This window comes from Vibrio sp. KUL78, from assembly GCF_059725505.1.
In genome coordinates, this window is record NZ_AP045837.1 from 1045828 (window position 1) to 1072278 (window position 26451).

At 46.7% G+C, this 26451-nt stretch carries 25 protein-coding genes; 10 read left to right on the plus strand and 15 right to left on the minus strand.

Annotated features, from left to right (window positions below):
• Positions 1 to 2: 2 nt before the first annotated feature.
• The 9 genes from AC6I8Y_RS05150 to AC6I8Y_RS05190 all read right to left on the minus strand — a co-directional run bounded on the left by AC6I8Y_RS05150 (position 3) and on the right by AC6I8Y_RS05190 (position 9353).
• Complete coding sequence (locus AC6I8Y_RS05150; protein ID WP_498020956.1) at positions 3 to 1508, minus strand: ABC transporter substrate-binding protein; 1506 nt, start codon at positions 1506 to 1508, stop codon at positions 3 to 5.
• A 12-nt stretch (positions 1509 to 1520) separates the two neighbouring features.
• Entirely contained in the window at positions 1521 to 2348 is an 828-nt protein-coding gene (locus tag AC6I8Y_RS05155; protein ID WP_498021433.1) for an ABC transporter ATP-binding protein, read from the minus strand.
• Positions 2349 to 2392: 44 nt separating this feature from the next.
• Positions 2393 to 3148, minus strand: coding sequence for an ATP-binding cassette domain-containing protein (locus tag AC6I8Y_RS05160; protein ID WP_498020958.1), 756 nt, complete (start codon positions 3146 to 3148; stop codon positions 2393 to 2395).
• Between the two features lie 162 nt (positions 3149 to 3310).
• Positions 3311 to 4654 (minus strand): MATE family efflux transporter, encoded by a 1344-nt coding sequence (locus AC6I8Y_RS05165; RefSeq protein ID WP_498020959.1) that lies wholly within the window; start codon positions 4652 to 4654, stop codon positions 3311 to 3313.
• 23 nt (positions 4655 to 4677) lie between these two features.
• A complete protein-coding gene (locus AC6I8Y_RS05170) occupies positions 4678 to 5592 on the minus strand; it encodes a (2Fe-2S)-binding protein (protein WP_498020960.1) in 915 nt (304 codons plus the stop codon).
• Positions 5592 to 6419 carry an ABC transporter ATP-binding protein gene (locus tag AC6I8Y_RS05175; protein WP_394152645.1) on the minus strand — a complete coding sequence of 276 codons (828 nt, stop codon included), beginning with the start codon at positions 6417 to 6419 and terminating at the stop codon, positions 5592 to 5594. The genes AC6I8Y_RS05170 and AC6I8Y_RS05175 overlap by 1 nt, the downstream gene beginning before the upstream one ends.
• Entirely contained in the window at positions 6419 to 7393 is a 975-nt protein-coding gene (locus AC6I8Y_RS05180) for a FecCD family ABC transporter permease (RefSeq protein WP_498020961.1), read from the minus strand. Before AC6I8Y_RS05180 ends, AC6I8Y_RS05175 begins: the two co-directional genes overlap by 1 nt.
• Positions 7394 to 7395: 2 nt before the next feature.
• Complete coding sequence (locus AC6I8Y_RS05185) at positions 7396 to 8397, minus strand: FecCD family ABC transporter permease (RefSeq protein WP_252013958.1); 1002 nt, start codon at positions 8395 to 8397, stop codon at positions 7396 to 7398.
• A complete protein-coding gene (locus AC6I8Y_RS05190; RefSeq protein ID WP_498020962.1) occupies positions 8382 to 9353 on the minus strand; it encodes an ABC transporter substrate-binding protein in 972 nt (323 codons plus the stop codon). Before AC6I8Y_RS05190 ends, AC6I8Y_RS05185 begins: the two co-directional genes overlap by 16 nt.
• Positions 9354 to 9509: 156 nt before the next feature.
• On the opposite strand from AC6I8Y_RS05190, the gene AC6I8Y_RS05195 reads away from it, so the two are divergent.
• The 5 genes from AC6I8Y_RS05195 to AC6I8Y_RS05215 all read left to right on the plus strand — a co-directional run bounded on the left by AC6I8Y_RS05195 (position 9510) and on the right by AC6I8Y_RS05215 (position 15215).
• Positions 9510 to 11654 carry a TonB-dependent receptor gene (locus tag AC6I8Y_RS05195; protein WP_498020963.1) on the plus strand — a complete coding sequence of 715 codons (2145 nt, stop codon included), beginning with the start codon at positions 9510 to 9512 and terminating at the stop codon, positions 11652 to 11654.
• A 152-nt stretch (positions 11655 to 11806) separates the two neighbouring features.
• Positions 11807 to 12271, plus strand: a complete 465-nt coding sequence (locus AC6I8Y_RS05200; RefSeq protein ID WP_498020964.1) for a Fur family transcriptional regulator — start codon at positions 11807 to 11809, stop codon at positions 12269 to 12271.
• Positions 12272 to 12298: 27 nt separating this feature from the next.
• Positions 12299 to 13633, plus strand: a complete 1335-nt coding sequence (locus AC6I8Y_RS05205; protein ID WP_498020965.1) for a dihydroorotase — start codon at positions 12299 to 12301, stop codon at positions 13631 to 13633.
• Between the two features lie 24 nt (positions 13634 to 13657).
• Positions 13658 to 14218 carry an LbetaH domain-containing protein gene (locus AC6I8Y_RS05210; protein ID WP_498020966.1) on the plus strand — a complete coding sequence of 187 codons (561 nt, stop codon included), beginning with the start codon at positions 13658 to 13660 and terminating at the stop codon, positions 14216 to 14218.
• The gene (locus AC6I8Y_RS05215; protein ID WP_498020967.1) at positions 14208 to 15215 is read left to right on the plus strand and encodes a CobW family GTP-binding protein; all 1008 of its coding nucleotides are present in this window, start codon (positions 14208 to 14210) and stop codon (positions 15213 to 15215) included. Before AC6I8Y_RS05210 ends, AC6I8Y_RS05215 begins: the two co-directional genes overlap by 11 nt.
• A gap of 56 nt (positions 15216 to 15271) precedes the next feature.
• Here the strand turns inward: AC6I8Y_RS05215 and AC6I8Y_RS05220 are convergent, their stop codons facing one another.
• Positions 15272 to 16144, minus strand: coding sequence for an aspartoacylase (locus tag AC6I8Y_RS05220; protein WP_498020968.1), 873 nt, complete (start codon positions 16142 to 16144; stop codon positions 15272 to 15274).
• 138 nt (positions 16145 to 16282) lie between these two features.
• Complete coding sequence (locus AC6I8Y_RS05225) at positions 16283 to 17566, minus strand: DEAD/DEAH box helicase (RefSeq protein WP_252013967.1); 1284 nt, start codon at positions 17564 to 17566, stop codon at positions 16283 to 16285.
• Positions 17567 to 18114: 548 nt separating this feature from the next.
• On the opposite strand from AC6I8Y_RS05225, the gene AC6I8Y_RS05230 reads away from it, so the two are divergent.
• Positions 18115 to 18750 (plus strand): murein L,D-transpeptidase catalytic domain family protein, encoded by a 636-nt coding sequence (locus AC6I8Y_RS05230; RefSeq protein WP_234494147.1) that lies wholly within the window; start codon positions 18115 to 18117, stop codon positions 18748 to 18750.
• 85 nt (positions 18751 to 18835) lie between these two features.
• On the opposite strand, the gene AC6I8Y_RS05235 is transcribed toward AC6I8Y_RS05230, so the two are convergent.
• Positions 18836 to 20227, minus strand: coding sequence for a DEAD/DEAH box helicase (locus tag AC6I8Y_RS05235; protein WP_498020971.1), 1392 nt, complete (start codon positions 20225 to 20227; stop codon positions 18836 to 18838).
• Between the two features lie 268 nt (positions 20228 to 20495).
• On the opposite strand from AC6I8Y_RS05235, the gene AC6I8Y_RS05240 reads away from it, so the two are divergent.
• The 4 genes from AC6I8Y_RS05240 (at position 20496) to AC6I8Y_RS05255 (ending at position 23211) form a co-directional block, all read left to right on the plus strand.
• Positions 20496 to 21878, plus strand: coding sequence for an MATE family efflux transporter (locus tag AC6I8Y_RS05240; RefSeq protein WP_498020973.1), 1383 nt, complete (start codon positions 20496 to 20498; stop codon positions 21876 to 21878).
• A 394-nt stretch (positions 21879 to 22272) separates the two neighbouring features.
• Complete coding sequence (gene cspE / locus AC6I8Y_RS05245; RefSeq protein WP_252013970.1) at positions 22273 to 22485, plus strand: transcription antiterminator/RNA stability regulator CspE; 213 nt, start codon at positions 22273 to 22275, stop codon at positions 22483 to 22485.
• A gap of 377 nt (positions 22486 to 22862) precedes the next feature.
• A complete protein-coding gene (locus tag AC6I8Y_RS05250) occupies positions 22863 to 23009 on the plus strand; it encodes a hypothetical protein (RefSeq protein ID WP_498020975.1) in 147 nt (48 codons plus the stop codon).
• A gap of 1 nt (position 23010) precedes the next feature.
• Positions 23011 to 23211, plus strand: a complete 201-nt coding sequence (locus AC6I8Y_RS05255) for a hypothetical protein (RefSeq protein WP_252013972.1) — start codon at positions 23011 to 23013, stop codon at positions 23209 to 23211.
• Between the two features lie 158 nt (positions 23212 to 23369).
• On the opposite strand, the gene dgcA is transcribed toward AC6I8Y_RS05255, so the two are convergent.
• From dgcA to AC6I8Y_RS05270, 3 genes are all read right to left on the minus strand, one after another.
• Complete coding sequence (dgcA, locus tag AC6I8Y_RS05260; protein ID WP_498021435.1) at positions 23370 to 24335, minus strand: N-acetyl-D-Glu racemase DgcA; 966 nt, start codon at positions 24333 to 24335, stop codon at positions 23370 to 23372.
• A gap of 32 nt (positions 24336 to 24367) precedes the next feature.
• A complete protein-coding gene (gene dgcN / locus AC6I8Y_RS05265; RefSeq protein WP_498020977.1) occupies positions 24368 to 25372 on the minus strand; it encodes an N-acetyltransferase DgcN in 1005 nt (334 codons plus the stop codon).
• A 113-nt stretch (positions 25373 to 25485) separates the two neighbouring features.
• A complete protein-coding gene (locus AC6I8Y_RS05270; protein WP_498020979.1) occupies positions 25486 to 26382 on the minus strand; it encodes a LysR family transcriptional regulator in 897 nt (298 codons plus the stop codon).
• Positions 26383 to 26451 lie beyond the last annotated feature (69 nt).

Below are 26451 nucleotides of genomic sequence, written 5' to 3' on the forward strand. Positions count from 1 at the left end.
GCTTAGTTAACCTTAGTTTGTGCGTCGATCAGACGGCGCTCACTCGGGTCACGAACCGCATCTGTTACGCGTGCACTTTCACCTTGAACCACACGCTCATGAAGCAGCGGGATCGCAGCGAACTCCGCAAGGATTTTTTGCTCAGCTGCAATGATAGCCTTCTGGCGTGGTTCACCTAGAGGTTGCAGATCGGCGTGAGTCAGTGCTTCATCTACGGTTTCAGAACAGAACTGACCGAGGTTGAATGAACCTTCACAACCAAAGTCACTTTGCATGTAAGCCACTGGGTCACCCGAGTCTAGTACTGTCGCACGTGACAGGATGAACGCATCGAACTTGCCAGAAAGTGCATCGTTTTCGATTTGCGCGTACTCGCGGATATCAAGCTCAACTTGGAAACCTGCTGCTTCTAGCTGCTGCTTAAGTAGTGCTGCAACTTCTGGTAGCTCTGCACGGTCAGTAAAGGTACCGATAACGATTTTCTCACCGTTGGCCTTTTTACCTTCTTCGAGAGCTGCTGCTTCTGGACGGATTGGCGCAGCCCAAGCGAGAGCAGGACCTAGAAGGCCTTCTGCGATATCGGCATGGTTTTCGTAAACGGTACGGATGATCTGCTCGCGGTCAACGGCAGCCGCCGCTACTTTGCGAAGCTCAAGCTGACTGAATACTTCAGACTTGTTGTTGAGGTAAAGGGTGTTGGTGCGCGGCATCGCGACTTCGTGGAGTAGGTTTTCATCCAGTGTCGCGATTTGGGATACAGGAACGGCTTCTACAACGTCAGCCGTACCAGTGCGAAGCGCTGCAGCGCGAGCAAAGCCGTTTGGTACGTATTCTGCGATAACCGTTTCAATCTTAGCTTTCTCGCCCCAGTAGCCGTCGAAGCGCTCTAGTTTTGCGCTGGTGGTGCCATTGATTTCCACTAGTTCGAATGGACCAGTACCTGCACCGGTTGGGATGACGCGGCCGTTATCTTGATACGCGCTGGTAGCTAGAATCGCCAATTGAGGGCTTGATAGTCGGCTCGGAAGCAGTGGGTCGTTGAAGGTCGTTTTGATCTTAACGTGGCTTGCATCTAATGCGGTCACTTCAAGGTCGATGCCATCAAGAATACGCGGCTTTGGCGCGGCATCGAGTGCTTTCTGAAGTGAGTTTACCACTGCATTAGCATCTAGCATTGAGCCGTCGTGGAATTTAACGCCTTCACGAATCGTAAAGTGCCAAGTTAATGGATCAACTTGTTCCCATGCAGTAGCGAGCATTGGCTCTGCCTCTGATTTAGGCGTTAGGTTGATAAGCGTTTCCGCCGTGCTCCAACGAGAAAGCTTGAAAGCATCGTCTGAAAGTGGCGATAGACCCGTGCGTGGTGGCTGCATCATGGCAACACGAATCTCAGACTTTACCGCTGTGTCGGTTGCTGTATTTTGAGCTTCTTCTTTAGAATCAAAACAGCCCGTTAATGGCAAAGCTAAAGCAAGCGCACAGGCTAATTTAATGGAATGGAAACGCATGGTGAGGGTTCTCTATTGTGTTTGTGAGTTGGTGTTATGTTTATTGGCCGCCGAAGTCAGCGACTGGGCGTGGATTAACGCCTTGGTTGTTGAGTGACTCGGGGAGTTCATAATGCGAGTTGCACAATCATGCTCCACTACTTGCCCTTGGTCTAAGACCACAATGTCATCGCACAATGCACTGGCTGCGCCGAGGTCGTGCGTGACTAAAATGAGTTTAAGCGCTTTTTGTTGCTTGAGTGTGTTCAGCAGATCAATAAGACGCTGGCGATTAACCGGGTCCAGGCTGCTGGTGGGTTCATCGGCAACCAGTAATTCAGGCTCAACGATGAGTGCCCTGGCAATCGCGACGCGCTGCGCTTGACCTGTAGAGAGTTGACTTGGCGTTAGGGCCAATAGCTCTGGTCGAAGCCCAACTTCTTCCAATGCTCTCTGGGCTTTTTGCTGGTGGTTGCCCTCAATACCTAGGCTTTCCAGTGGTTCAATCAACACTTGAGCAACAGTGTAATACGGGTTGAGGCTAGTATGTGGCTCCTGCGGGATCAGCTGGATTTGCTTACACAGCGCAAGACGCTCTTTGCCAGATGTGATAGGCAGCTTGTGTCCCAATACCTTAATGCGACCTTCTTGTGGCGCGCGTAATCCAAACAAGAGTTCAATCATTGTGGATTTGCCTGCACCCGAAGGGCCGACAATCGCCACACTGCGCTCTGCAACCTTGAGTGACACTTTATCGAGTGCTTTAAAAGGCTTACCACCCAACCATTTGGGCATTGAGTAGTGGTGCACACTTACGTCTTCAAACAGTACACTTGATGCTGCAGCGTTATCTGCGTGCATGGCTTGTTCTAAAGAAACAGCCTGTCCCGAGGAAATAACTGGCATCAAATCAGTCCTCTTAAAGATTGGCAAAAATCGTGTTCGCTACATTCGAGCGCATGGCGAGGTTCACCGTAGGCAATGACTCTGCCTTCATCAATCACCACCATTTTGTCGCACTCCAATGCGCTATGGAGATCGTGCGTGATCAGAATGCCTGCCATGTTGGTGTTTCTTACACTCTCTCGGATTAGAGTAAGGATCTCTTGTTCCGTTACCGGGTCTAGAGCACTCGTTGGTTCGTCCGCAATCAATAGAGACGCTTTACTTAGCAGCCCGATTGCGATGCAGATCCGCTGTCTTTGACCGCCAGATAGTTGGCTTGGATAAAGCTTGAGGATTGCTGAAGGGTCAGAGAAGCCAAGTCGCGTGAGTAGTGCGAAGATAGTGCTTCGGTCATCTGCTTTGGGCTTGGTGCGCCAACCGGTATGTGCCAGCGTCAACTGAGCTTCAACCGTTACAAGAGGATTCAGAGCCTGCAGAGCATCTTGGAAAATAAACGCTGGGCGCTGTTCTGGTGCTCGCTCTATGAGAGACACATTACTGACGTTAGCGCCTGCCAAGAAAATATCGCCCGAGACGGACATTGAGTCTGGGGTGAACCCTGCAATCGCCTTTGACAACATAGACTTACCAATGCCAGAAGGTCCCATTACTGCAAGCATTTCACCTGCACTAATGTCGAACTGAATATCTTGGAACAAGATGCGTTCTTTTGACTGGATTGAAAGCTGGTTGACTGTAAGGATTGGGGCGTTCACGGAGTGGCTCTAATGACTGATGTTATAACGTAACAATCGTACCACTTTGCAAGTGTTTTTAGAAGTGTGATCGAGAGCTGATTTTGCCTGATGTGGCCTTAAAGTGGTCTTTAACAATAACCAAAAAGCGCTCTTAATGAGCGCTCGAATGACAGTGTTTAGCTATTTTTCTAGTGCATGGATAGCGTGGGCTGGATCAACTTCTATACACTTGTTTTTCACTTGACCTATGAATGGATATAAGAAGCCAATACGACCACAGTAGAACAGGGTAAAGGCAAGCCAAAGTCCATGATTTCCCCATAAATCGACGCTGAATGCCTGCACGACAAGGAACACAATGAGTGTCGCAATGCTTGAATCTCGAACGGGTCTTGTCGTTCCTGTTCCGGTAAATATGCCGTATACGGTCAAGCCGAAACCTGCCACAAGAGGGAACACGAGTAGCCATGGCGTCATTTCCTGGTACAAGCTGACGATGGTCTTGAGGCTTGTAAATAGGTAAACCCATTGATTCTGAAATAGAGCAACGACAAGTGTGAGCAGAACTATTAAACCCGCCGTCCACTGGAAGTTGAGCTTCAAAACGCGATCAAGCATGGATGGGTTTTTCTCACCGACCGCCTTTCCTGCAAAGACACTCGATGCATTTGCCACGCCGTCAAAAAGGTAGCTGACGATAAAGGTAATCTGCATAAGGATAGCGTTAGTCGCTAGTGTGTCTGTGCCAAGCTGAGCACCCGTTCGTGCCATCAGGTTGAAGAAAGTGAGCAAGCAAACTGTTCGCAGCAGCAGATCTGTGTTTGATGAGACGATGGTCGCGAGATCGCTTTTGGACATCTTTGAAGCTACCATCAGCGATGACAACGATACTCCAGCTGTTCTGAGCACCAAACTGATACCAATGGCGAACATCACTATTTGAGCGATCAAGCTCGCGTAGGCAACCCCGGCGACGCCAAGGTCAAAATAGAGTACAAATACAGCATCAAGCACGATATTAAGAACGTTGCCAAAGACTTGGGTGTAGAGTGTTTCTTTCGCTTTCGCTTGACCCATCAACCAGCCGATAACGGTGTAGTTGAGTAAGACAAACGGAGCACCAAAGATAAGAATAGAAAAGTAGAGCTCAGCTTGCTGCGCCACATCGGCTTCGGGTTCGATGATCCAAAGGGAACCTTGCCAGAGCAATGATTGTAGGACGATAAACACCAGTCCAACAGAGGCGGCGAGTGCAAACGGTCTCATCAGGCTGCTTGCTAGAAGGCTTTGATCACCTCTTCCGAGTGCCATAGCACTTTGACCCGTCGTGCTGACACGAAAGAAGCCAAACAACCAATACAAGGTATTCATAATCACCGTACCGACGGCAACACCAGCAATCAGCTCAGCAATACCTAGCTGACCAATGACGGCAGTGTCTACCGCGCCAAGCAGTGGCTGAGTGACGGTCGAAATAATAAAGGGCAGGGCGATCTTGTAATAGTCTTTGTGGGAGATAGTCATAGTAAAAGTTAAGTAGTCCGCAGTTAGCCTTGTGAAAGGGTGTGTTTAAGCGCTGTTTGCACCAAACCAATCTGTTCACCTGGCTCGATAAGGTTGCATGTTGTGCATTTTGCTTTGCCATCAATCTTATACTTTAAGCAGCAAGTCTCGCGACGCACAAACCACTTTTGAAAGCCTTTGAACTCAACTTTCTTGATTTCATTTAACTCGCCGCCTTTGTTTTGTACTTGGTTACTCAACGATTGAAACCATTGGTTCTGGATGAACAAATCAGCGTTGGTGACCTGTGTATCTATGGGGTGGTTAAAGAGCTTTGAGTATGCTAGCCCACACGCATAAAGTGCATTTCCCCAAAATAACTTCGTTGCGACTTTCTGAGATTTGAAGTGCGGCTGCATCGCCTCACCCAAGCGCTCAATGACCTCTGCGAGCTTTCTATCTAATGTGTCATGGCTAGACACCGGAATGGAGTTAGCAATATCTGATTGGGTTGCAAGCACGAATACATTGGTGTCAGCGGGTATAGACAATTTTGATACACGATGATCGTCCCCGGTTTCTATATGTAGATCTTCAAATGAGAGATCTGGCACGCAGTTAAACCTCAGTCTCAAGCCAATTAAAGACGTAAACAGGCAGGCATTGAGCGTTTTTTGCCAGATAGGCGCTGCGAACGGCTTCTTGGTCTGCATAAACTCACTAAATGCAGTCACTGCGCTGGAAAAATCACGGTCAAACCAAGCCGTTGCTGGTACTCCCGAAGGCGAGTCTTCAATAGAGAGGCGGAAAAAAGGCTCGTGTTGATTGAGTAGACTCTGCATACCTTTAAGTGATTTCGGTGCGCCACTCAAGATTGGATAGGTTTGTTTTAGAGTGAGCTGAAAGCTTAACATCGCTTTTTCGACATCAATCGGAGTCGATTGGGTAACAGAACTCATTAACTGTCCTCTCTAACAAATGCTTTTGGCAGGCAAAACACTTTATCGTCGATAATTTGCATCGACCCTTCAACTTTAAACACAGTTTTGAGTGTGTGTTCGGTCAATACGTCTAACGGTGAACCTTGCTTGAGAATCTGTCCTTTTTTCATCAGGACGAGCTCATCACAGAATTGGGCCGCTTGGCTCAACTCATGGAGTACGTAAACGATAGTGAGACCGCGCTCCTTGTTGAGTCTTTGCAATAGCTCGAGAAGCTCTAGCTGGTGGCCAAGATCAAGATAGCTCGTCGGTTCATCGAGCAGTAACCACTTTGCTTCTTGTGCTAGACACATTGCGAGCCATACACGCTGACGTTCACCACCAGATAGCGTGCTGACGACGCGTTGCTCGTAACCTGCGAGTCCAACCGATGCGAGAGATTCTGACACTACCTGTTTGTCACGTTCGCTATTACCTTGATACCACTTTTTGTGTGCAACTCGCCCTAGAGCGACGAGTTGCTCGACCAATACTCCCTCGGGTGCTGCTGGATGCTGCGGCAATATTGCGATGTGTTTGGCTAGCTGTTTAAGCTTCCAATCGCTTAACGGTTTTCCTAAAAAGCTGACCTCACCAGAGCGCGCTTTTATAGAACCAGTCAAGGTTTTCATCAGTGTGCTCTTACCGCAGCCATTGGGTCCGATAAATGACGTGACTTTACCTTCTTTTAGCTCAATATCGACACCATTGAGAATCAGAGTATTTTGGTACCCTGACACCAACCCTTTACCCGCAAGTGTCGCAGTGCTGCTATTCACCTGAGTAGATGCGAGAAGTTCTGACATTATGAGTTTCTCCTTAATAGAAACAGGAAGAAGGGCACGCCGCACAATGCGGTAATCACGCCAGCAGGGATCTCCGTGGGAAAGAGTAGGGTTCTTGCAAGCCAATCAGAGCTTGCAAGAAAGACGCTGCCGAGCAGCATAGTGGTAAGCAGTGAGTGTAATGGTTCGTTGTTGGTGAGCATTCTTGCCATATGAGGGATAACAAGACCAACGAAGCCAATAGGACCAACGGCCGATACCGCAGGCGCCGTAATCAATGCGGTACCAACGAGCAGTAACATGCGAAGTTTCGGACCTTTGATGCCAATACCACGAAGTACACTGTCATCATAGCGAACCCATTTTAGCGGTACGAAGACAAGAGCAACGAAAACCAACGTAGCAATAAACCAAGGCAATAAATAACCGATTTGCTCCCAGCCACGCCCGTACAATCCGCCTGCCATCCACTGTAGTGCGAGATCGGTTTTGCCTTGACCGATAGTAAAGATTAGCGCAGAGCTAAGTGCACCGATAATCGCCGTCATCGCCACGCCAGTGAGGAGCGTTAACGAAGCGCCAGCGAGTTGGCTTATCACGAGTATTGGCAATGTTGCCAGCAGCCCTCCCAACATAGAGAAAGACACGAGCGCACTTTCTGTACTGATACTCCAACCAAACCAGCTAGGCAGTAGCAGCGCGCAAACAGCTCCAAAAGAAGCCCCAGCATTGACACCTAATATGCCGCTATCAGCAAGTGGGTTTTTAAGCGTGGTTTGCAGCAAGTATCCCGATACCGCGAGCATCAAACCTGCCATCAGCGCAAGCAAAATTCTCGGTACGGTGATTGACCAAAAAGGATGATAGGTTCCGTGACTCCAGAAGGCGTGACCTGCTTGCCAGTGAGCCTTTGGGATCATCACAATCATCAGGGTGATAATCAGAGCTAGTGAACTTAACGCGATAACTCCTGATTTTTTCGTATGGCTTGTCATAGTCACACCCTTGCTCGGTTGATGATTAGATACAGAAACCACGGAGCCCCCATCGCTGCGGTGAGCACTCCAATTGGGATTTCTAGCGGAGACAATAACGTTCTAGAGAAGTAGTCGGCAACGGTGAGCAGGCTAGCGCCGATGACGGCAGAAATAACAATGTTTCCTCTTAGCATACGAGCAATGTGTGGCGCGACGAGCCCAACGAATCCAACCGGGCCAAATGCACCAACAGACGCGGCCGTGAGTATCACCGCCAGTAATCCAAACGCCAGTCGATAGTGGTTGATAGCGACACCGACACTGCGTGCTACAGTATCGTCTAGAAGTAGGTACCCTAGCTGACGCTGGCAAATTAGAAGCAAGATTGAAATAGGCACAAATGCCATCACGAGAGGCCAAAGCACGTTCCAGTTTGCGCCCGCGTTGCTGCCGGTTAACCAGAAAAATAAAGACTCACTATCAACACGATCAGAAAGCAAGATATAAGTTACTGCGGCCTGACAGAAAGCGCTCACCGAGATGCCCGCTAATGCTAGACGAGCCGGTGTGACCCCTTGCTTCCAACTGATGGACAGGGTCGTGATGCCACCAATGAAACCACCGATAACCCCCCATGCGATCATAGGTAATGGTAGGGCGTACATCATTGCAATTAGGACTGCCAGCGAGGCGCCCGACATAACTCCTGTCAGGTTGGGGGATGCTAGCGGGTTCTTTACAATGTCTTGCATTAGATGACCCGCGATAGCCAAAGACGCTCCGCCAATAATGGCAATGAGTGTGCGTGGTAGTCTGAGCTCCCAAAACACTAGGTATTCACTTGATGTACTCGCGGTGGTGAGAAACGTCCAGAGATCAGAAATTGAATACTGATAAATGCCGTCGGTCAATGACCAGAGCGTAATGAGGAAAAATCCTACAACCGATACGAGTAGTTTCCAATACGCTGCCGTTGCGCTTTCTTGGACCTGCGTTGAACCTGAGGTTAATGTGCTAGGCATAGTGCCTCCTCAACCTTTGCAAGCGTCGGTGCGGGAAATAGCTCAGGGTAGGTTTTATGTGCAATGTCCATGGCGACCCATAGCCTTGAATAAGGTCCCTCGGCTTCACGCCACGTCATATCCACGCGGTAGACACGTTGATTTTTAACAGCACTTAGGTTTTTCCACACCTTAGATCGGGTGAACTGCGGATTAGCACTGTCGTACATAAAGATCACGTCAGGGTCGAGCTTCATTAACCATTCAAGGCCCACTTGCCCAGAAAACGGTGTTTTTGCTGAGTAAGGTGAGGCACCATTTGCCGCCTGGATGTTTAGACCTTCCATCAAAGATACCGTCATAAAATCAGAGTAGTAAGCTCTAGGCGTCACACCTGCGCTGGTAAGGAACATACCAGTTAATGGCTTGTCTCCCTTACTCTCGATGATCTGCTGTTTCATGTTATCGAGCGTTCTCAAAAAGCACTGGTTGATGAGCTTACCTTGTTCATGCTGACCTAATGCTGCCGAACCCACCTCGACGGCTCGCAGACTATCTTCGAGGGTTATCAGGTCGAAGCCGTATGTCGGAGCGATTTCCGCATAACGTTGATAGTAAGGTGAAATCATGCGCTCGAGCCCAAGCACAATGGTAGGCTTCGAGTTATATAGCGCTTGAAAGCTAGTGCGGGCACGCGAGCCCAAAGACTGAACAGATTCTAACGAACGCAGATAGGTTGGAAACGTGGTTGGGTAAGCTGAGACAGCGACTGGCTGGATACCGAGCGCTAACGATAACTCCGCACCAAACGTAGAAATACTGGCGACTCTAGGAGCTTTTTGCTCCGACGAAACATTTTCTCCCGACGATACAATGCGCCTGCCCCCATCATCGATGAGTTCAGTGCTGGCAAAGCTGGAAATTGAGAGTGCTGCGACAAGAAGAGTAGCAATTCGAAAAAGTTGGCTAAAAAACATTCAGAATAAGAATGGTTATCATTGATATTTACATTAATAGAGAAGCTGCTAGACTAGCACGCTTCTAATTCTCAGACAAATAATAATAAGACTCAATTGGGTTTGATAGCTTCTGGGAATGTGTCGCGAATTTTTATAAACATTACGGGTAGTATTGTGAAAATCTCCAACCTAAGTCTAGCTATTGGCAGTGTGTTAGCTCTGGCTGCACCTTCTCTATATGCATCAGAAACTGCAAACACAGATGAAACCATGGTTGTAACGGCAAGCCGTTCGCAACAGAAACTCAGCGACGTGCCTCGTTCGGTAACAGTAATCGAGAAAGAGCAGCTAAGTCGAGTTATGGACCAGAGCCGTAACATCAACGAAGCGCTATCTATGCTAGTTCCGGGTATGGGTACCTCAGTACACGGTAATCTGAGTAGCAAAGGTCAAAACCAGATCCGTGGTCGTCGTGTTCTTCTTATGATCGATGGCGTATCACAAAACAACAGTTTCCTAGACTTTGGACAAGAGCTTTCTTCTATCGATCCGCAAAACGTTGAGCGTATCGAGGTTATTCGTGGTGGTAGTGCGGTATACGGTCTAGGTGCGCAGGGCGGTATCATTAACGTGATCACTAAGCGTCCGGAAGCAGGTGAAACTCAGTACCGCACCAAAGTGGGTACTAACTTCCAAGAATTTGGCAGTGATTCACTAAGTTGGAATGTGTACCAAGAAGCGCAAGGTGGTAACGACACTGACCAGTGGCGTATCGGCCTTGGTTATGATCAGCGTGGCGGTAGCTACGACGCAAGTGGTAACCGTCTTCCATCAGTGAATAACGCTGATGACATGGACAATATTAACCTCAATGGTGTTTGGAACCGAGATTTCGATGCTGAGCGCTCACTGACATTTAACTTCGGTGTTCGCCGCATGGAAGATAACGATGGATGGTGTGCGACAGGTGGTAACGGTGCTGAGGGTACTCCTGCAGAAGCTGTACATTGCGGTCCGGGTTACAATAACAACGTAGCCGGTAATGTTGGCGTGAATGGTCCAGCTCAGCCAAATAATGTTAAGCGTACTTTTGCGAATTACCAGTTGCGTTATCAAGATATTGGTTTCGCGTGGGGTATGCTAGATGTCACGGGTTACTGGATGACTCAAGATACCGAGACCTTTACGCTCGCAATGAAAGACAATGTCCCAGGCTCTCCGACAGAAGGTCAAACGTACTACGGTCATAACATGACAGACTTTGATCGTTACGGTATGAAGCTTAACATCTCGAGCATGGTAAGCTGGGCAGACATCACGTGGGGTATGGACGTAGAGCAGCAAAGCTTTAAGCAGCCAAACAGCGTTGGTTTCTACAACAATACGCCAGATGTTGAACAATTTGCGATTGCACCTTTCAGCCAATTTGCCAGCCAAGTGACAGATAATACGACACTTTCTTACGGTGTACGCTATGAGTATGTACGTCTCGGTGTGGATGACTTTATTGTAGGCAACACCCATGCTAACGCGGGCAAAGCCGTCCAAGGTGGTAATCCTGATATCAGTGAGTTCCTATTTAATGTTGGTGCAACTCACTACTTAACGGATAACCATCAAGTCTTTGCCTCGTTTGCTCAAGGTATGTCAACGAATGAAGCATTGCGTGCAATACGTACTGGTGATAGCGATAACGTTGAAGGCGCGATTCAACCAATCAAAACGGATAACTACGAAGTTGGTTTTCGTGGTGTAGTGGGTCTTGCTGATTACTCTCTAGCAGGCTTCTACAGTTCATCAGATCTGGGTTCAACACTGAACTACGATGAAACCAACAACCGCCTAGAAAGCACTCGAGCACCTGAGCGCGTTTGGGGGGTGGAGGCGACATTAGGCTTCGACATCATGCCAAACCTACGAAACGACAATACTGTTTCTTGGCAAGAGGGTGAGCGTAAGCTGGACGGAGACAGCGAATGGCAACCACTCGACGGTACTCGTATTGCGCCGATTAAGATCACCTCTAGCTTCCTGTATGACACGCAAGACTACGGTCGCTATAACCTGAACCTTCTGTATTCAGGTGCTCGTGATAAGTCAGACGAGATCACCAGCGGTGCAGGTTACGCTGTCGAAAGCTTCTTCCTAATGAACATGGGCGCCTACTACGATCTACCAGTTGGTACGATCAACGTGGCGGTAGAGAACCTACTTAACGAGAAGTACATGACGCCATACACTCAAGCTGAGCGTAACAACTCTCGCTACTACTTTGCGCCAGGTCGTCGTATTTACCTAGGTTACGAAGTTAAGTACTAGCAAAATAAAGTACCTGATTCCAAAAGCGCTCTCGAAGAGCGCTTTTTTTATATCTGACAAAATACAGTCGATGCAACGAGACTATTGGGTTGTTCTAATTGTTATGTTATAACATTTTATAAGTGAGCAATTTAAATGTATGAGTGCACCTAATGAGTTCAATTAACGACCTACTCGCTCATGCTGAGCGACATTGCACGTCTCAGGGAAAAAGACTGACAGCGAAAAGGAAGCAAGTGCTGTCTCTATTGCTGAGTGCTAGCAAGCCACTATCAGTCTATGAGCTAATAGACTTTGCGCGCGAGAAGTACCAGGTAAATCTTCAAGCAATGTCGGCATATAGAATGCTCGAGTTCTTAGAAGAGGAACATTTAGTTCATCGCCTTAACGTATCGAACAAGTATGTGGCATGTGCTCATATCCATCGCGATTGTGAGCATGGCATCCCTCAATTTTTGATCTGTTGTAAGTGCGACAAAATTGTCGAGCAGACCATACATCCATCAATGATCACCAACTTAGAATCAAATGCAGAGCAAGAAGGCTTTACCGTGGTTAGCCCTCAGCTAGAGATTAACTGTGTTTGTGATCAATGTGCCTCAGATGTCGGCAAGTAAACCAATTAAGGAGATAAAGTCACCCCCATGTCATCAACGCTAATTATTAACGCCAAAGTGGTCAACGAAGGTGAAGTTCGAGAGACGGACGTGCGTATCAAAGGACAACGTATTGAGCAGGTAGCGGCAAATCTTAGTGCTCTGCCTAATGAGCAAGTGATTGACGCAAAAGGGGCCTACTTGATGCCTGGTATGATTGATGACCAGGTTCATTTTAGAGAGCCGGGACTCACTCATAAAGGCTCGATCGCAACAGAGTCATTGGCAGCAGTTGCTGGTGGTATCACAAGCTATATGGAGATGCCAAACGTTAGCCCTTCAACTACAACCATTGAAGCGCTTGAGCAGAAATACGCTATTGCTGCAAAAAATTCTGCCGCCAACTATGCCTTCTATCTTGGTGCGACAGAAGACAATTTGGAGCAGATCAAAAGGTTGGATCCTAGCAAACACTGCGGTGTAAAAGTCTTCATGGGGGCATCAACTGGCGATCTCTTAGTGGAGCATCCGGAAGCATTAGATAAGATCTTCCGTGATTCTCCGGTATTGATTGTGACGCATTGCGAAAGCGGCGCTGTGATCGCTGAAAACAAAGCTCGTTTGCTTGAGACTCGCTCTGAGTTCAACATCGACGACCATCCTTTACTGCGTGATGACAAGGCATGTTATGCCTCTTCGTCTTATGCGGTCAACCTAGCAAAGAAGCACCAAAGTCAGCTTAATGTTTTGCATATCACAACAGAAAAAGAGTTGAGCTTGTTTGAGGCAGGACCTGTGGCCGGGAAAAATATTACTGCTGAGGCTTGTGTGCATCATTTGTGGTTCACTAATCAAGACTATGCTGAGAAGGGTAACTTGATTAAGTGCAATCCTGCGGTGAAATATCAAAGTGATCGCGATGCGATTATTCAAGCAGTCAAGACGGGTCAAATCGATATCATCGCGACCGACCACGCCCCTCATACGTTTGAAGAGAAGCAGGTTGATTACGATAAAGCACCAGCTGGTTTGCCATTGGTGCAGCACGCACTGCTCACACTTATGGATCACGTTCACTATGGCAGATTGAGTGTGAGTGACGTGGTCGAAAAGACCGCACATAACCCAGCTATTCGCTACGGTGTCGAGAACCGCGGGTTTATCCGTGAAGGTTATTTCGCTGACCTTGTCCTGATTGATTGTGATTCAGTTACACCAGTGACGCATGAGAATACCTTCTATCATTGTGGCTGGTCACCCTTCTCTGGTCATTCGTTCTCCTCTCGAGTCAAACGCACGTGGGTAAATGGTCAGATGGTGTTTGATGATACTCAGCCAGTGCTGGTTAATTCAAATGCTATGCCACTATCATTTAGCCGTTAATCTGTAAGTTGTAGAGATTCCAATATGTTAAGAAAAAACCCAACGGGTCATATGCCGGTCGTATCTGAAACGGCGTTCGTTGATCCTACCGCCATCATCTGCGGCAAAGTCGTTATTGAGGACAATGTCTTTATTGGTCCTTATGCGGTGATTCGAGCGGATGAAGTGAATGATGAGGGTGATATGGAGCCAATCACCATTAGACGAGACACTAATATTCAAGATGGTGTGGTGATTCACTCAAAAGCGGGCGCAGCCGTGACCATAGGTGAGCGCTCTTCCATTGCTCATCGCTCGATTATTCATGGTCCTTGTGAGGTACAAGACGATGCGTTTATTGGTTTTAACTCAGTAGTATTTGATACAGTCATTGGCAAAGGGTGTGTCATCCGCCATAACTGCGTTATCGATGGACTAGACTTACCAGATAACTTCCATGTGCCGCCAATGACGAACATTGGTGCTGATTTTGACCTCAAAAGCATTTCAAAAGTACCGCCTAAGTATTCCGCTTTCTCTGAGTCTGTTGTTTCAGCAAACCACACATTGGTGCAAGGTTATAGGAGAATCGCAAATGAGCTCTGAGAGCACGGTCATAGAAAGTGTACCAACGAACATCATTACTGGCTTTCTTGGCGTCGGCAAAACATCGGCAATTTTGCATCTACTCAAGAATAAGCCCGAGCACGAGCGATGGGCTGTGCTCGTTAACGAGTTCGGTGAGATTGGTGTTGATGGCAGTTTAGTGCAAGGGCAATCCGGTGAGACCGAACAGGTCTTTATTCGAGAAGTACCAGGTGGCTGTATGTGCTGTGCGGCGGGGCTACCGATGCAAATCGCACTTAACCAGTTATTGCACGAGGCGAGACCAGACCGTTTGCTTATTGAGCCTACAGGGCTCGGGCATCCAAAAGAAGTACTCGAAGTTTTATCCTCTGAACATTATCGAAAAGTGTTGTCGCTGCAAAAAACGCTGACGCTTGTTGATGCGAGAAAGCTTTCTGATACTCGCTACACCAACCATGAGACATTCAATCAGCAGATAGCGATTGCAGATACCGTTGTTGGTAGCAAAATCGATTTGTATCAAGCTGACGAGAAGCAGTTGCTGGAAGGGTATGTTGAGCAGGTGGGGCATCCTGATGCAAAAGTGATATTTGCAGAGCACGGCAATATTCCGTTTTCTGCCTTTGAAGGGGCAACACTTGCGAATGAGCAGCATCACCATCACCACCACCATCATCACTCTTCAAAACCGCTTGCGTCAGAATTACCTATGCCAGAGAGCGGTATGATAAAGGCTGAGAATGAAGGCGAAGGCTTCAAGAGTATTGGCTGGCGATTTGCACCAAACAAGGTGTTTGACCGCCAAAAACTGGCGCTGCTGCTTTTAGACCTGAACGTTGAGCGCATGAAAGCGGTGTTTATCACCAATAGGGGTATTTTTGGTTACAACCTGACATCAGATGGGATAACTGAAATGGAGCTGGATGATTGTGCGGAAAGTCGAATTGAGCTCATTGCAGATAAGCTTGATGAGACCATCGAACAGCGACTTCTTGCTTGTGTTGCCAGTATTTAGAAATCGTATAACTAATTAAGTAAACAGGCGGGGTTCAAGTCCCGCCTGTTTTGTCTTCAGCGCACTCGTACTGTGCGTTTCTCTGCCATCGCCATTGCAATATTGCTCTGACAATAGGCGCTCTCATTTATAAAGTGTGGGTAGACGGTTTCGTTACCTTGCCAATGTACATCGTAGCCTAGGAACGTCGCTAGGATAGGCTCTCCAGGCTTAACCGCGACAAAGTCTTTACCACAGAGTGTTGGATGGACAGTCGCAAGGCGCATCCCATCAATATCGAGCGAGAACATGACCTCTTCAATATAACCATAAGCGTCATAATCGCTAAGTTTTAGTGCATTGTTTAGATTGGTATTCTCTATATAGTCGAGTACCGCGGTGAGCAAGTTTTTCATTAACTCTAGCGTCTCGTATTTAAGCGAGCCATGAGCTTGTGCGCCAACCTCAAGCATCAACCCATGGTGACCTGTCGTGCATAAATAAGGTTGGTCGATCCATGATTTACGGTCTTCAAACAGGATATTCGCTTCGGGCATGCGCTGTTTGACGTAGGCCCCCATCCTTGCGTAGTAAGGATCGCTTGATAGTAGAATCAGCGTTGCACCCATGTTGCTTGTGGTGTTGTGTAGGTCAATGATCAATTGATTTTCGTTGTCGGCATGCTGCTTAACAAACTCTGCCGCTAAGCGTTTTTCGTTGGCGTCAGATTCTAAGTCAGCAGACGAAAAAGCTCGATTTAAGTCTATGTCGATGAAACGGGTATTCTTTTTCACTGCGGGAGGGTTACCCACCGTATTCTCGACTTGAAATGTTGGTCGGTCGGCCTGATACACGCCATCTCGAATGAGTTTTTGTAAGTAAAGGCCTGATAGCTCATTGCCATGTGTACCAGCAACAAGGAGTACCTGATTAATAGAGTGGTTAGCCATAGTTACATCCGCCAATTGGAACATTTGAAACGTTATAACATAACAATAAAGGCAAGATCTAGGGATAACCTATCAACAATAAAAAACGCCACTGACGTAGCACGTCAGTGGCGTTTTTCAGGAGGCGAATGGGCGTTATTAAGCGCCTTTAGACTTGTTACGAATAGCGCGCATCATCTTCAAACGTCGCTCTGCAGAGCTTTGCTCCTGCTGAGGATTGTTCTTACGACCTTGGCGATCTTTATAAGCAGGTTTGCTGTGCATCTTAGTCAGTAGGGCATCACGGCTTTTTGGCTCGTAGCCTGCAAGCTGGATACGCTTGATACGCTGCTGTATTAGGTTTTCAACCTGAACCAGCGTTAGCTCTTCGTCACGACTAACAAAAGAAACGGCATGGCCTTGTTGTCCAGCACGACCCGTACGGCCTATGCGGTGAACATAATCTTCAGCAAGGAACGGCATGTCGTAGTTCACTACGTGAGGAAGACCTTGGATATCAAGACCACGTGCTGCAACTTCTGTCGCGACCATGACACGTGCTTTACCAGATTTGAACTCTTCTAGTGCACGGCGGCGGGAGCTTTGTGCTTTATCACCGTGGCACAGAACGGCCTTGATGCCATCAAGCTTAAGCTCTTTAACCACTTCGTTTGCGGTTTCTTTGTAGTTTACGAATACCAAAACTTGCTGCCAGTTCTTACGACCGATGAGCTCAGACAGTAGCTCCAGTTTGCGCTCTTCATCAACAGGGTAAACCACGTGGAAAACCGTCGCGGCTGTTGAGTTTTCTTCGTTAACAATAACGCGCTTAGGCTTACGAAGAAGGTCTTGTGCCAACGCGTTCATTTGCGCTGAAGAGGTTGCCGAGAACAGCATAGTTTGTGGGTGACCAGCGATGCCGCTCATGATGGTGCGAATAGCACTGATAAAGCCCATGTCCAACATGCGGTCAGCTTCATCGAAAACTAGGAACTCAAGGTTTGCGAGGTTGAGGTTACCGAGTTCAATGTGCTCAATTAGGCGGCCAGGGGTTGCAACCAACACGTCAGTACCTTTCTCAAGTTTGCGTTCTTGAGATGACATCTTGGCGCCGCCGTAAACAGCGGTCACTGTTAGATCAACATACTTAGTGTAGTCAGCGATATTGTTGGCAATTTGATCCACGAGCTCACGCGTTGGCGCCAGAATCAGTGCTCGAGTCGTTGCACGGCCAGCTTGCTGTGGTGCATCTAGCAATTGTTGGATGATTGGCAAAGAGAATGCCGCTGTCTTACCCGTTCCCGTTTGTGCGTGCGCAAGGATATCGTGTCCACGACGAGCATGAGGGATCGCTTGTTGCTGGACAGGGGTGAGCTTTTCATAACCACACTCAGTAAGCGCTTGTACGATTTCTGATGAAAAACCTTGTGATGAAAATGACATTCTATGTTCCTAAAAGCAGATGACCGTGTTCTCTAGCCCAGTAACTGCTCGTGCAGGCAACTAGGAAAAAGATGGGCGCAGATTATAAAAGAATTCTAGACGTAAGTGGTGACTATTTTGGGGTGTTTTGGTGAAAACTTCACCAAAACAGGCTTTATTGGCTGATTGGAGCACAGTAGGTGTGTCGTTCTTATGGTTATGGGTGCAAAAAACAACTTAAATGTTGGGATAGGGGGAGCGTCAAATCGCATGTGTTGTCTACTAGAGAAGTGGCTATTGTGAGCGGTCTTGTGATCTTCTGATAGTAATCGGTATGCATACTAATCGAGATTCAGTAAACGCATTTGTCTATTTTGCTACAGTTAACTTATTGAAATTAAATATGTTGAATTCGCTATTGGTAATTATTTTTCGATCTTATTCAAATAATGATGTAAAAATACGTTAATTTTATTCTATTAGCACAAAAGTTAAGCTAATATTGGCAGCCAATTAAGGACATTGAGGTCCGATAAAATAGATTCAAATTAGCTTAAATTGTTGTAATAATGGTAAAAAATATTTTTTCGCCGTTGTGGTTGTTGGCACTTGTCGCCGTAGTACTGTTTTCCCACAACGTTCGCAGCGAAGTAAAACTAGAATCAGGTACGATAAAAGGTATATATCGCAGTGCTCAACTAGAAGGTGTTGTGGATTTTCAACTATTTAGCGATGCATACAACGCTTATGAAAACGCAGCAAACCGTTCTAAGTCCCTGCTTACTATTATTGATTACTCTAAGCCTTCGACAGAAAAACGTTTTTTTGTCATAGACTTAGATAAGAAGTCGTTAGTTTTTAACACTTACGTTTCTCATGGCGTAAATAGTGGTAAGAAAACAGCGACGAAGTTTTCAAACATTGTGAATTCGCGCAAGACCTCACTAGGTACCTTCTTGACGGACTCGACCTACTACGGTTCGAATGGCTACTCATTGCGCCTCGATGGTCTAGATAAAGGCATCAACGACAACGCACGCGAGCGCTACATAGTGGTTCACGGTGCTGACTACGCGAACGAGTCTTTTATTAAGCAAAATGGCTATCTAGGCCGCAGTTGGGGATGCCCAGCACTACCTGAAAACTTGTCTCGAGAAATTATTGATACAATTAAAGGTGGCAGCGTAATATACGCTAGTGCATAACTTTCTGAATTAATTCATAATAACGATTACAAAAATCCCGCATTTAGTATGCGGGATTTTTTATTTGTTCTCGTTAGATCTGCGTCTAATCTTGTTTAGGTTTATTTGAACGCGAGCGATTTGGTCGAGGCTTACGCGGTTTATTCGCAGGTTGCTCACCATTGTTATTGCGCTTGAAATTAAACTTGCGCGGTTTCTTTTTACCTGTCGTAGAAGGCTTATTATTTTCAGCATTCTTTTTAGGTGATGAATTACCTTCTTGTTGATTTTGCTTTGGATTTTTAGGCTTTTTCGCCTTTTTAGGTTTCATTGGACGGGTATCCAACTTCGACTCCGGTATTGTATTTACAGGCGTAAAACCATCAAGTTCATGCCTTGTAAGTAGCTTACCGATCAGGCGCTCAATCGCAAACAGCTCTTTTGCTTCGTCAGCGCATACTAGAGAGTAAGCGTTGCCAGTTTCACCAGCGCGTCCAGTACGACCGATTCGATGCACATAGTCTTCAGAGACATTCGGAAGGTCAAAGTTGACCACTTGCGGTAGCTGAGGAATATCAAGCCCGCGAGCTGCTATGTCGGTTGCTACTAAGACACGTACTTCACCAGACTTGAAGTTAGCCAACGCTTTTGTTCGTGCGCCTTGGCTTTTGTTACCGTGAATGGCGAGCGCGGTGATCTTCTTCTCTTCTAGATAGCGAGCTAGACGGTTAGCGCCATGCTTCGTTCTGCTAAATACTAATACTTGCTGCCAGTTGCCGTCTTGGATGAGCTTAGCAAGCATGGCTGGTTTCTGTTTTTTGTCCGCTACGTACACGCTTTGCTCAACAAGCTTGGTGGTTGAGTTTGGCGGTGTAACTGAGATTTCGACAGGATCGTTGACCAGTCCTTTTGCGAGATCGCGAATTTCATTAGAAAACGTGGCTGAAAACAGTAGGTTCTGACGCTTCTCTGGCAGTAAGTCGAGGATTTTTTTGATATCACGATAAAAGCCCATATCCAACATGCGGTCCGCTTCATCAAGCACCAGCACTTCAAGTTGAGAAAACTTGATTGCGTTTTGCTGATACAGATCGAGTAAACGACCCGGAGTAGCTACCATGATGTCGCAGCCTTTGCGCAGCTTCATCATTTGTGGGTTGATTTTCACGCCACCAAAAACACACTGTGAAGTCAGAGGCAAATAAGCGCTATATTTATAGACGCTCTCATGTACCTGAGCTGCGAGCTCCCTTGTTGGAGTAAGGATGAGGGCACGAATATGGTTAGCTTTAACTCGATTACCTGAATCAAGGTTTTGAATCAATGGCAGGGCGAAGCCTGCGGTCTTGCCGGTGCCCGTTTGAGCGGCCGCCATAACATCCTTACCTTCGATGATGGCTGGAATAGCTTGCTCTTGTATGGGCGATGCTTTCTCATAGCCTAGCTTTTTAAGCGAACGAAGAATAGGTAGGGAAAGACCTAATGAATCAAAACTCATAGCGATACTCAATTAAAGGAAAGAGAGGCAATTCGGGTGAGATATGCCGTAAACCCAAGGATAGGGTAAGGCGCGCTATTCTGCGTGGTTTTGTGATGAAGTTCAATACAATTTTGGTTGCATTATTTCAGCGATTTAGACCTAAAGCAGTATTGAAATCTATGACTAAGGTGTTTATATTGTCGCCGCCTTAGACGGGCACACCCTAAAATGCGCACTCGCCATCCTGCCTCCACTGGTGCATTTATATTGGTGTTATAAGACATTCATGCAAACGACTCCTCCTCCTTTAACTCGTTTTTCTAAAGAATCGGGCGCCTTGATGCACCTGTCAGTACCCATTATTTTGACGCAGCTTGCTACTCAAGCGATGGGCTTCGTGGATACCACGATGGCTGGTCAAGTGAGCGCAGCTGATCTAGCAGCGATCGCGTTGGGCGCCAGCTTGTGGATCCCGGTTCTACTTCTGCTTCGCGGTGTAATCATGGCATTAACGCCAGTGGTTGCTTTTCACCGTGGCGCGCGTGACTTCGACAGTATCTCGGTCGATTTCTTTCAGATGGTGTGGCTAGCACTGACATCGAGTGCTTTGCTTATTGCCTACCTAGTTAGTGCTAAGCCGATTCTTGAGTGGATTGGTGTTGCGTCACAGATCATTCCTATTGCTAGTGACTACGCCTATGCGTTGGCATTTGGTGTTCCCGGCATTGCACTTTTCTATACCTTGAATGGTTTTTGCGAGGGGATGAACAATACCAAAGCGCCAATGATCATTTCAGTGATTGGTCTTTTGGTGAATATTCCCGTTAACTATGTGCTTATCTACGGTAAGTTTGGCTTCCCTGAGCTTGGCGCTGTAGGTTGTGGCTGGGCAACGAGCTTGGTGTACTGGTTAATGTCAGGTCTGCTGTACTCCTATATCAAGGGTCATCACCATTACAAAACCATCATTTGTTTTAACGATATCAAGCCAAGAATAAAGGCGATCTTCAACCTGCTGAAACTAGGTTTGCCGATTGGGATGAATATTGCGGTATGTGGCAGTATCTTTGCTGTGATTGCACTGCTTATCGGTCGGATTGGTGCCGAGAATGTTGCCGCCGCACAAATCGCGCTCAATATATCCAGCATGACCTATGTGATCCCAATGAGTATCTCTTTTGGTATCACGATCCGGGTAGGGCATGCTCTAGGTGCAAAAGACGAATTGGGTGCGATTGAACGAAGCAAGATAGGTATTTTGGTCGCCGCACTATTGTCACTCTGCTCAGTGGCGATGTTCTTACTGTTCCCTGATTGGATTATTCGTCTTTACACCACAGACCCTGCGGTAAGTGCTACAGCGGCAACCCTGCTAGTATTCACTGCTATGTATCAGTTTAGTGATGCGCTTCAGACTTCGGCTAATGGCGCCCTACGTGGCTACAAGGACACCAAAGTACCGATGATCCTTGCCATCGCCTCGTATTGGGGACTGGCACTACCCCTAGGTGTGGTGCTTGGTCTAACTGACCATATTGTTCCCGCTATGGGAGAAAAGGGCTTTTGGGTGGGTATTCTTACTGGATTGACAGTTGCTGCTGCATTAATGTTGCTGCGACTACGCTCTGTGATAAAGCGTCGTGATTCTCTGATCGTAGGTAATGTTTAAACGTCTATATCTAGAATGACATCGGGCGTGATAGCGTTATCTATCACGCCTTTTTAGTTACAAGGTTTCCGCTCTAATTTGATATAGTTGATGCTTATGACTCTGAGCGTTTACTGATTTTTGAAGTTTCTAATGTAGGGCATTTAAGAGGTTCATTTTACTGTCTATTTTTAAAAGAATGAAAAATAAACAAAGAAATGTATATCTATTTGTTTGAGACAGTGTATAGTGTATCTCAGCTCAAACAGTGAGCTATTGATAACTTATTTAGTTCAAGCTTTTCTCAGTTCTCTATCGATTTGATTCATCATCTCTATCCTGCCCTGCGATACCTTTTTCTTCATTCCTTATTTAGTAGCTCTCTTTCTAACACAATCAAACTATCGAGATATACATGTCAAATAAAACAACTGGTTCAGTAAAATGGTTCAACGAAACTAAAGGCTTTGGCTTTATCGCACCAGATAATGGCAGCGCTGATGTTTTTGTTCATTTTAGATCAATTACCAGCGACGGCTTTAAAACACTAACGGAAGGTCAAAAAGTTTCCTTTAATGTTGAGCAAGGCTCTAAAGGCCCACAGGCAGCAGACGTTACTGCGCTGTAAGAATTCTGGTGAGATCTTTTCGACTTTCTAGTAACGGAAAGATCTCTCTTTTAGTACTTATTAAGGAGTTAAATTATTAGAAGATCCAATCGTAAGAAATATTGGTATTATGTTTTGCGCGAGAAAAATCAACTTAAGAGTAAAATCTAGTTGTATCAAGTAAATTACTATCTTTATCACACCAACACCTCTTGGTCAGCGACCATAAGTCAGCTTAATAGCGACGTTCTGACTCGTCATGTTCTTCAGAGAGGAAATGTTAATTGCTTAAACTTACATTTCTCATTTAGTGAATTAGAACAAAAAGGAAAAATACTAAACTCCCAAAATATGGTCTTAGGGGATTTTTATATTTCCGAAATCAAGGAGATTAGTCATTGAAAAAAACAACAGTGCGTAAAGTCAAAAAAGAAATTGTCGATAATAATGAAAGTGATGTTCGTAAAGATACCGCTCACGAAGTAAGAAAAAAGATCGAGAATATTCTAATAGAACGTGAGCGAAAAAAATTATGGGATCTATAAAATGAGAAAACCTGCAAAGAAATCAAGTAACAAAAACCGCAAGAGCAGCTTTGAAGAGAAGTTTTCTCATATGGTCGCTGAATATCAAAAAGCTAAAGAAGTTTTGGATTCTTTGGCTGAAGGCACTGCTGAATATAACAAGCAGAAGAAAGTCTGCGATAAGCTTTTTGCTAGTGCTGAACGGTTTATAAACTCGAATTAAATCTCCCATTCTGTCTGCTCTAGAGAGTGGCGATGGAAGCAGATGTGAATACGGACGACATAGGCACATATTCTATGAGACGTATACGATCAGAAACGGACTGCAACTGCAGTCCGTTTTGGTTTCTAAGTTTATTGAACAATGATTGTGTTATCAGATCATAAACTCAGTTGACCATCTCGAAAGGTTAATCCATTCTTCACATCACTACCTAGCAGCACTGGGCCGTCGAGATCGACGACTTCGGCATTGGTCGCTATTGGTAGTGCCGCTTTCATGGCTAGTGATGAACCCAGCATACAGCCACACATGATACTGAGCCCTGCTGTACGAGCCTCTTTCTCTAGCGCCAGCGCTTCGGTAAGACCGCCGGTTTTATCGAGCTTTATATTGATCATCTCGTAGCAATCAGCCAACTCCCCAAGCTGTTCTCGGGTATGGCAGCTTTCGTCTGCGCATAAAGGGATAGGATGCTCAATCCCTTTAAGTAGATGGTCTTGGCCACTTGGCACTGGCTGTTCAATCATGGTGATATTGAACCGCTTAAGTGACGTAAATAGTGCGTTGAGGTCAAGCTGAGCCCAAGCTTCATTTGCATCGACGATGATTTTTGCATTTGGTGCAACAGCGCGGATCGCAGCGATCTTATCGACGACGGCTTGATCGTCTAGCTTTACTTTGAGTAGCGTTGCTCCTTGGCTAACATACTCTTTGGCTTGCTCGGCCATGACGGACAGTTCTGCGACGGACACTGTCATTGCCGTTTCTATGCTCGGAGCAATGTTAAACAAGGGAGCAGGGAACTGACTGTCGGCAAGTTGAGCCTCAAGCGCCCATAGCGCGCAATCTACGGCATTACGAGCAGCACCCGCAGGGAAAGATTGCAGACTAAGCCTTGCCTGATTTGGCGTCATTGCAGTGAGCGCGTTAGCGAACTCGGTTATTTGACCGATGACAGATTCGACCGACTCACCATACCTTGGATAAGGTGTACATTCCCCTTCAGCTTCCAAATTTAGATATCGCACGGTGACACGAACCAACTCTGCGTGTGTTCTCGTACCGCGAGAGATGCTAAATGGTTTCGCAAGTTTAATAGAGTGATGATGAGCGGCAATAGACAGCATGTGATGAGCTTCCTTACAGTGATCAAGCGTTAGAGTGAGCGAACGCGCTCTGCGATAGTGTCGACACCAAATCGAACAGGGTCGGTGACCGGTATACCAAACTCCTCGCTCCATTTTAAACACAGTGCCTTCGCCTCTTCGTCAGAAATGTTTGAGGTGTTGAGGCAAATGCCAACAAATTGCACTGCTGGATTAGTGATTCTCGCCGCCATAAGGTTCGCTTCGATCGTCTGCTTTATGCTTGGCAGTGTAGCATGAGGTAAATGGCGAATATGCTCGCGTCCGACTTCATGACACAGTACAAGCGCATCAGGTTGAGCACCATGCAGTAAACCTAAGCTTACGCCAGCGAAAGAGGGATTAAACAAAGACCCTTGCCCTTCGATAATATCCCACTCATGATCAGTAAAACTCGGACTTAGCGCTTCGACGGCTCCTGAAATAAAGTCTGCGACAACCGCGTCTACTGAGATACCCGTGCCTTCAATCAGGATCCCAGTTTGTCCGGTGGCTTTAAATTGGGCATTAATACCTTGCTGTGTAAGTGCTTTCTCAACGGCTAGCGCTGTAAACATTTTACCCACTGAGCAGTCTGTTCCGACAGTCAAAAGGCGTTTACCTTGGCGCTTTGCACCCGTGCCTACATCTAGGCGCTCATCATAATGACGAACATCGAATAACTGGATCTTGCCTTGATTGGCAAGCGCTGCGAGTTCAGGAATATCGGTAAGACGCTGATGCATACCTGAGGCAATATCAAAGCCAAGGTTAGCTGCAGTAATAAGCGTTTCAACCCAGGTTCTAGGGATGACACCACCGGCATTTGCTGTGCCAATCACTAAGGTTTTTGCACCATTTGCTTTAGCTTGCTCGAGGGTTAGTGCTTCGAGTCCTAGAGAAACGGTTTCTTCAGTTAAGCGCAGTTCACCTAGGCAAGCTTGTGGTCGCCATTGGACGATACCGCGAGCCGTTTTTGCTGCGAGTGGGTCGGTGACATCTCCGAGGAAAAGCAGATAAGGCTGTGCAATGTTCATAGTGTCCCTTACGTTGGATAGCAAATATTGAGTGTCCAAGATATAGGGATAAGGTCGAGCAGACGAATACTCTGTTGTTGCTCGCCTATAACCTCATGTTATAGGCAGAGCAATTACAATGAGGTATTACTGGCTTTTAGAATCGATAGCAAGTTTTTGGTTGCGATAGACATTGCGTGAATATCGCTGGTGAGCAAAGAAACGGAGCAGTCGATGGAATCGCTCATTGCAACACACTTGAGGTTTTCCTCGTTTTTATATTGATCAGCTGTCCACGGGTCTACGATGGCAATACCTGCGCCAAGCTTGGCAAGCTCAGCGCCTGCGTTGTAGCTACGAACGGTGAATGAAGCATAGAAATCAGGGTTAATAGCCCGAATAGCTGCCGCAAGTCTGACTCCAAGAGGGTCTCTATCGTCTAGCGCAATGATACCAATGTCTGCCGCTAGCACAGCAGAAAGTGATATCGAGCTATCTTGTTCTAGGTTGTGTGATAGGTGGTCTTTGGGAAGTAGCACTCGCATTGTCTCTTTTATCAGTCGCTCGTGAGAGATCCCGGCTGGTGTTTCTTCGCCGAACGTTATCGCAATATCAAGTTCATTGGTGAGTAGAGCTTGGCAAAGTTCTGAGTGATTACCTGTCATCAGGTCAATGGAATAACCGTATTGCTGATTTACTTTAGTGACGATAGGTGGCAAGAGCTTAGATGCAAGTATGGGCGGCGCGCCAACTCTAATATGTTGATGACCGCTTCGCACCTTTTCCGTCAGGGTTTGAAACTCTCCCAATTGGCGATAGATTTTTTCAACATCTGGCAGTAGTCGATGTGCTTCTTGTGTGGGGACTAGGCGTCCTTTTACACGCTCAAACAGTGAGAACCCCAACTGCTGCTCTGTGTGAGCGAGCACTCGCGTGATATTGGGCTGAGATACATGCAGGTTCTTGGCCGCACCTGAGACGGTGCCAGCTTGCATAATGGCGTAAAAGACTTCCAGCTGTCGCAGGTTCACGAGCGCCTCGGTTCAATAGGTAGATAGGGTCACTGTAAAGCAAATAACAACAATTGAGAACCTTGTTGC

Excerpts from the sequence above, each read along its gene's own strand:
- AC6I8Y_RS05225 (WP_252013967.1), bottom strand. The coding sequence starts at position 17,566 with ATGTCATTTTCATCACAAGGTTTTTCATCAGAAATCGTACAAGCGCTT.
- AC6I8Y_RS05185 (WP_252013958.1), bottom strand. The coding sequence starts at position 8,397 with ATGCCTAGCACATTAACCTCAGGTTCAACGCAGGTCCAAGAAAGCGCA.
- AC6I8Y_RS05150 (WP_498020956.1), bottom strand. The coding sequence starts at position 1,508 with ATGCGTTTCCATTCCATTAAATTAGCCTGTGCGCTTGCTTTAGCTTTG.
- AC6I8Y_RS05220 (WP_498020968.1), bottom strand. The coding sequence starts at position 16,144 with ATGGCTAACCACTCTATTAATCAGGTACTCCTTGTTGCTGGTACACAT.
- AC6I8Y_RS05170 (WP_498020960.1), bottom strand. The coding sequence starts at position 5,592 with ATGAGTTCTGTTACCCAATCGACTCCGATTGATGTCGAAAAAGCGATG.
- dgcN (WP_498020977.1), bottom strand. The coding sequence starts at position 25,372 with ATGAACATTGCACAGCCTTATCTGCTTTTCCTCGGAGATGTCACCGAC.
- AC6I8Y_RS05230 (WP_234494147.1), top strand. The coding sequence starts at position 18,115 with ATGGTAAAAAATATTTTTTCGCCGTTGTGGTTGTTGGCACTTGTCGCC.
- AC6I8Y_RS05190 (WP_498020962.1), bottom strand. The coding sequence starts at position 9,353 with ATGTTTTTTAGCCAACTTTTTCGAATTGCTACTCTTCTTGTCGCAGCA.
- AC6I8Y_RS05175 (WP_394152645.1), bottom strand. The coding sequence starts at position 6,419 with ATGTCAGAACTTCTCGCATCTACTCAGGTGAATAGCAGCACTGCGACA.
- AC6I8Y_RS05235 (WP_498020971.1), bottom strand. The coding sequence starts at position 20,227 with ATGAGTTTTGATTCATTAGGTCTTTCCCTACCTATTCTTCGTTCGCTT.
- AC6I8Y_RS05210 (WP_498020966.1), top strand. The coding sequence starts at position 13,658 with ATGTTAAGAAAAAACCCAACGGGTCATATGCCGGTCGTATCTGAAACG.
- AC6I8Y_RS05155 (WP_498021433.1), bottom strand. The coding sequence starts at position 2,348 with ATGCACGCAGATAACGCTGCAGCATCAAGTGTACTGTTTGAAGACGTA.
- AC6I8Y_RS05255 (WP_252013972.1), top strand. The coding sequence starts at position 23,011 with ATGAGAAAACCTGCAAAGAAATCAAGTAACAAAAACCGCAAGAGCAGC.
- AC6I8Y_RS05205 (WP_498020965.1), top strand. The coding sequence starts at position 12,299 with ATGTCATCAACGCTAATTATTAACGCCAAAGTGGTCAACGAAGGTGAA.
- cspE (WP_252013970.1), top strand. The coding sequence starts at position 22,273 with ATGTCAAATAAAACAACTGGTTCAGTAAAATGGTTCAACGAAACTAAA.
- AC6I8Y_RS05165 (WP_498020959.1), bottom strand. The coding sequence starts at position 4,654 with ATGACTATCTCCCACAAAGACTATTACAAGATCGCCCTGCCCTTTATT.
- AC6I8Y_RS05215 (WP_498020967.1), top strand. The coding sequence starts at position 14,208 with ATGAGCTCTGAGAGCACGGTCATAGAAAGTGTACCAACGAACATCATT.
- AC6I8Y_RS05200 (WP_498020964.1), top strand. The coding sequence starts at position 11,807 with ATGAGTTCAATTAACGACCTACTCGCTCATGCTGAGCGACATTGCACG.
- AC6I8Y_RS05240 (WP_498020973.1), top strand. The coding sequence starts at position 20,496 with ATGCAAACGACTCCTCCTCCTTTAACTCGTTTTTCTAAAGAATCGGGC.
- AC6I8Y_RS05180 (WP_498020961.1), bottom strand. The coding sequence starts at position 7,393 with ATGACAAGCCATACGAAAAAATCAGGAGTTATCGCGTTAAGTTCACTA.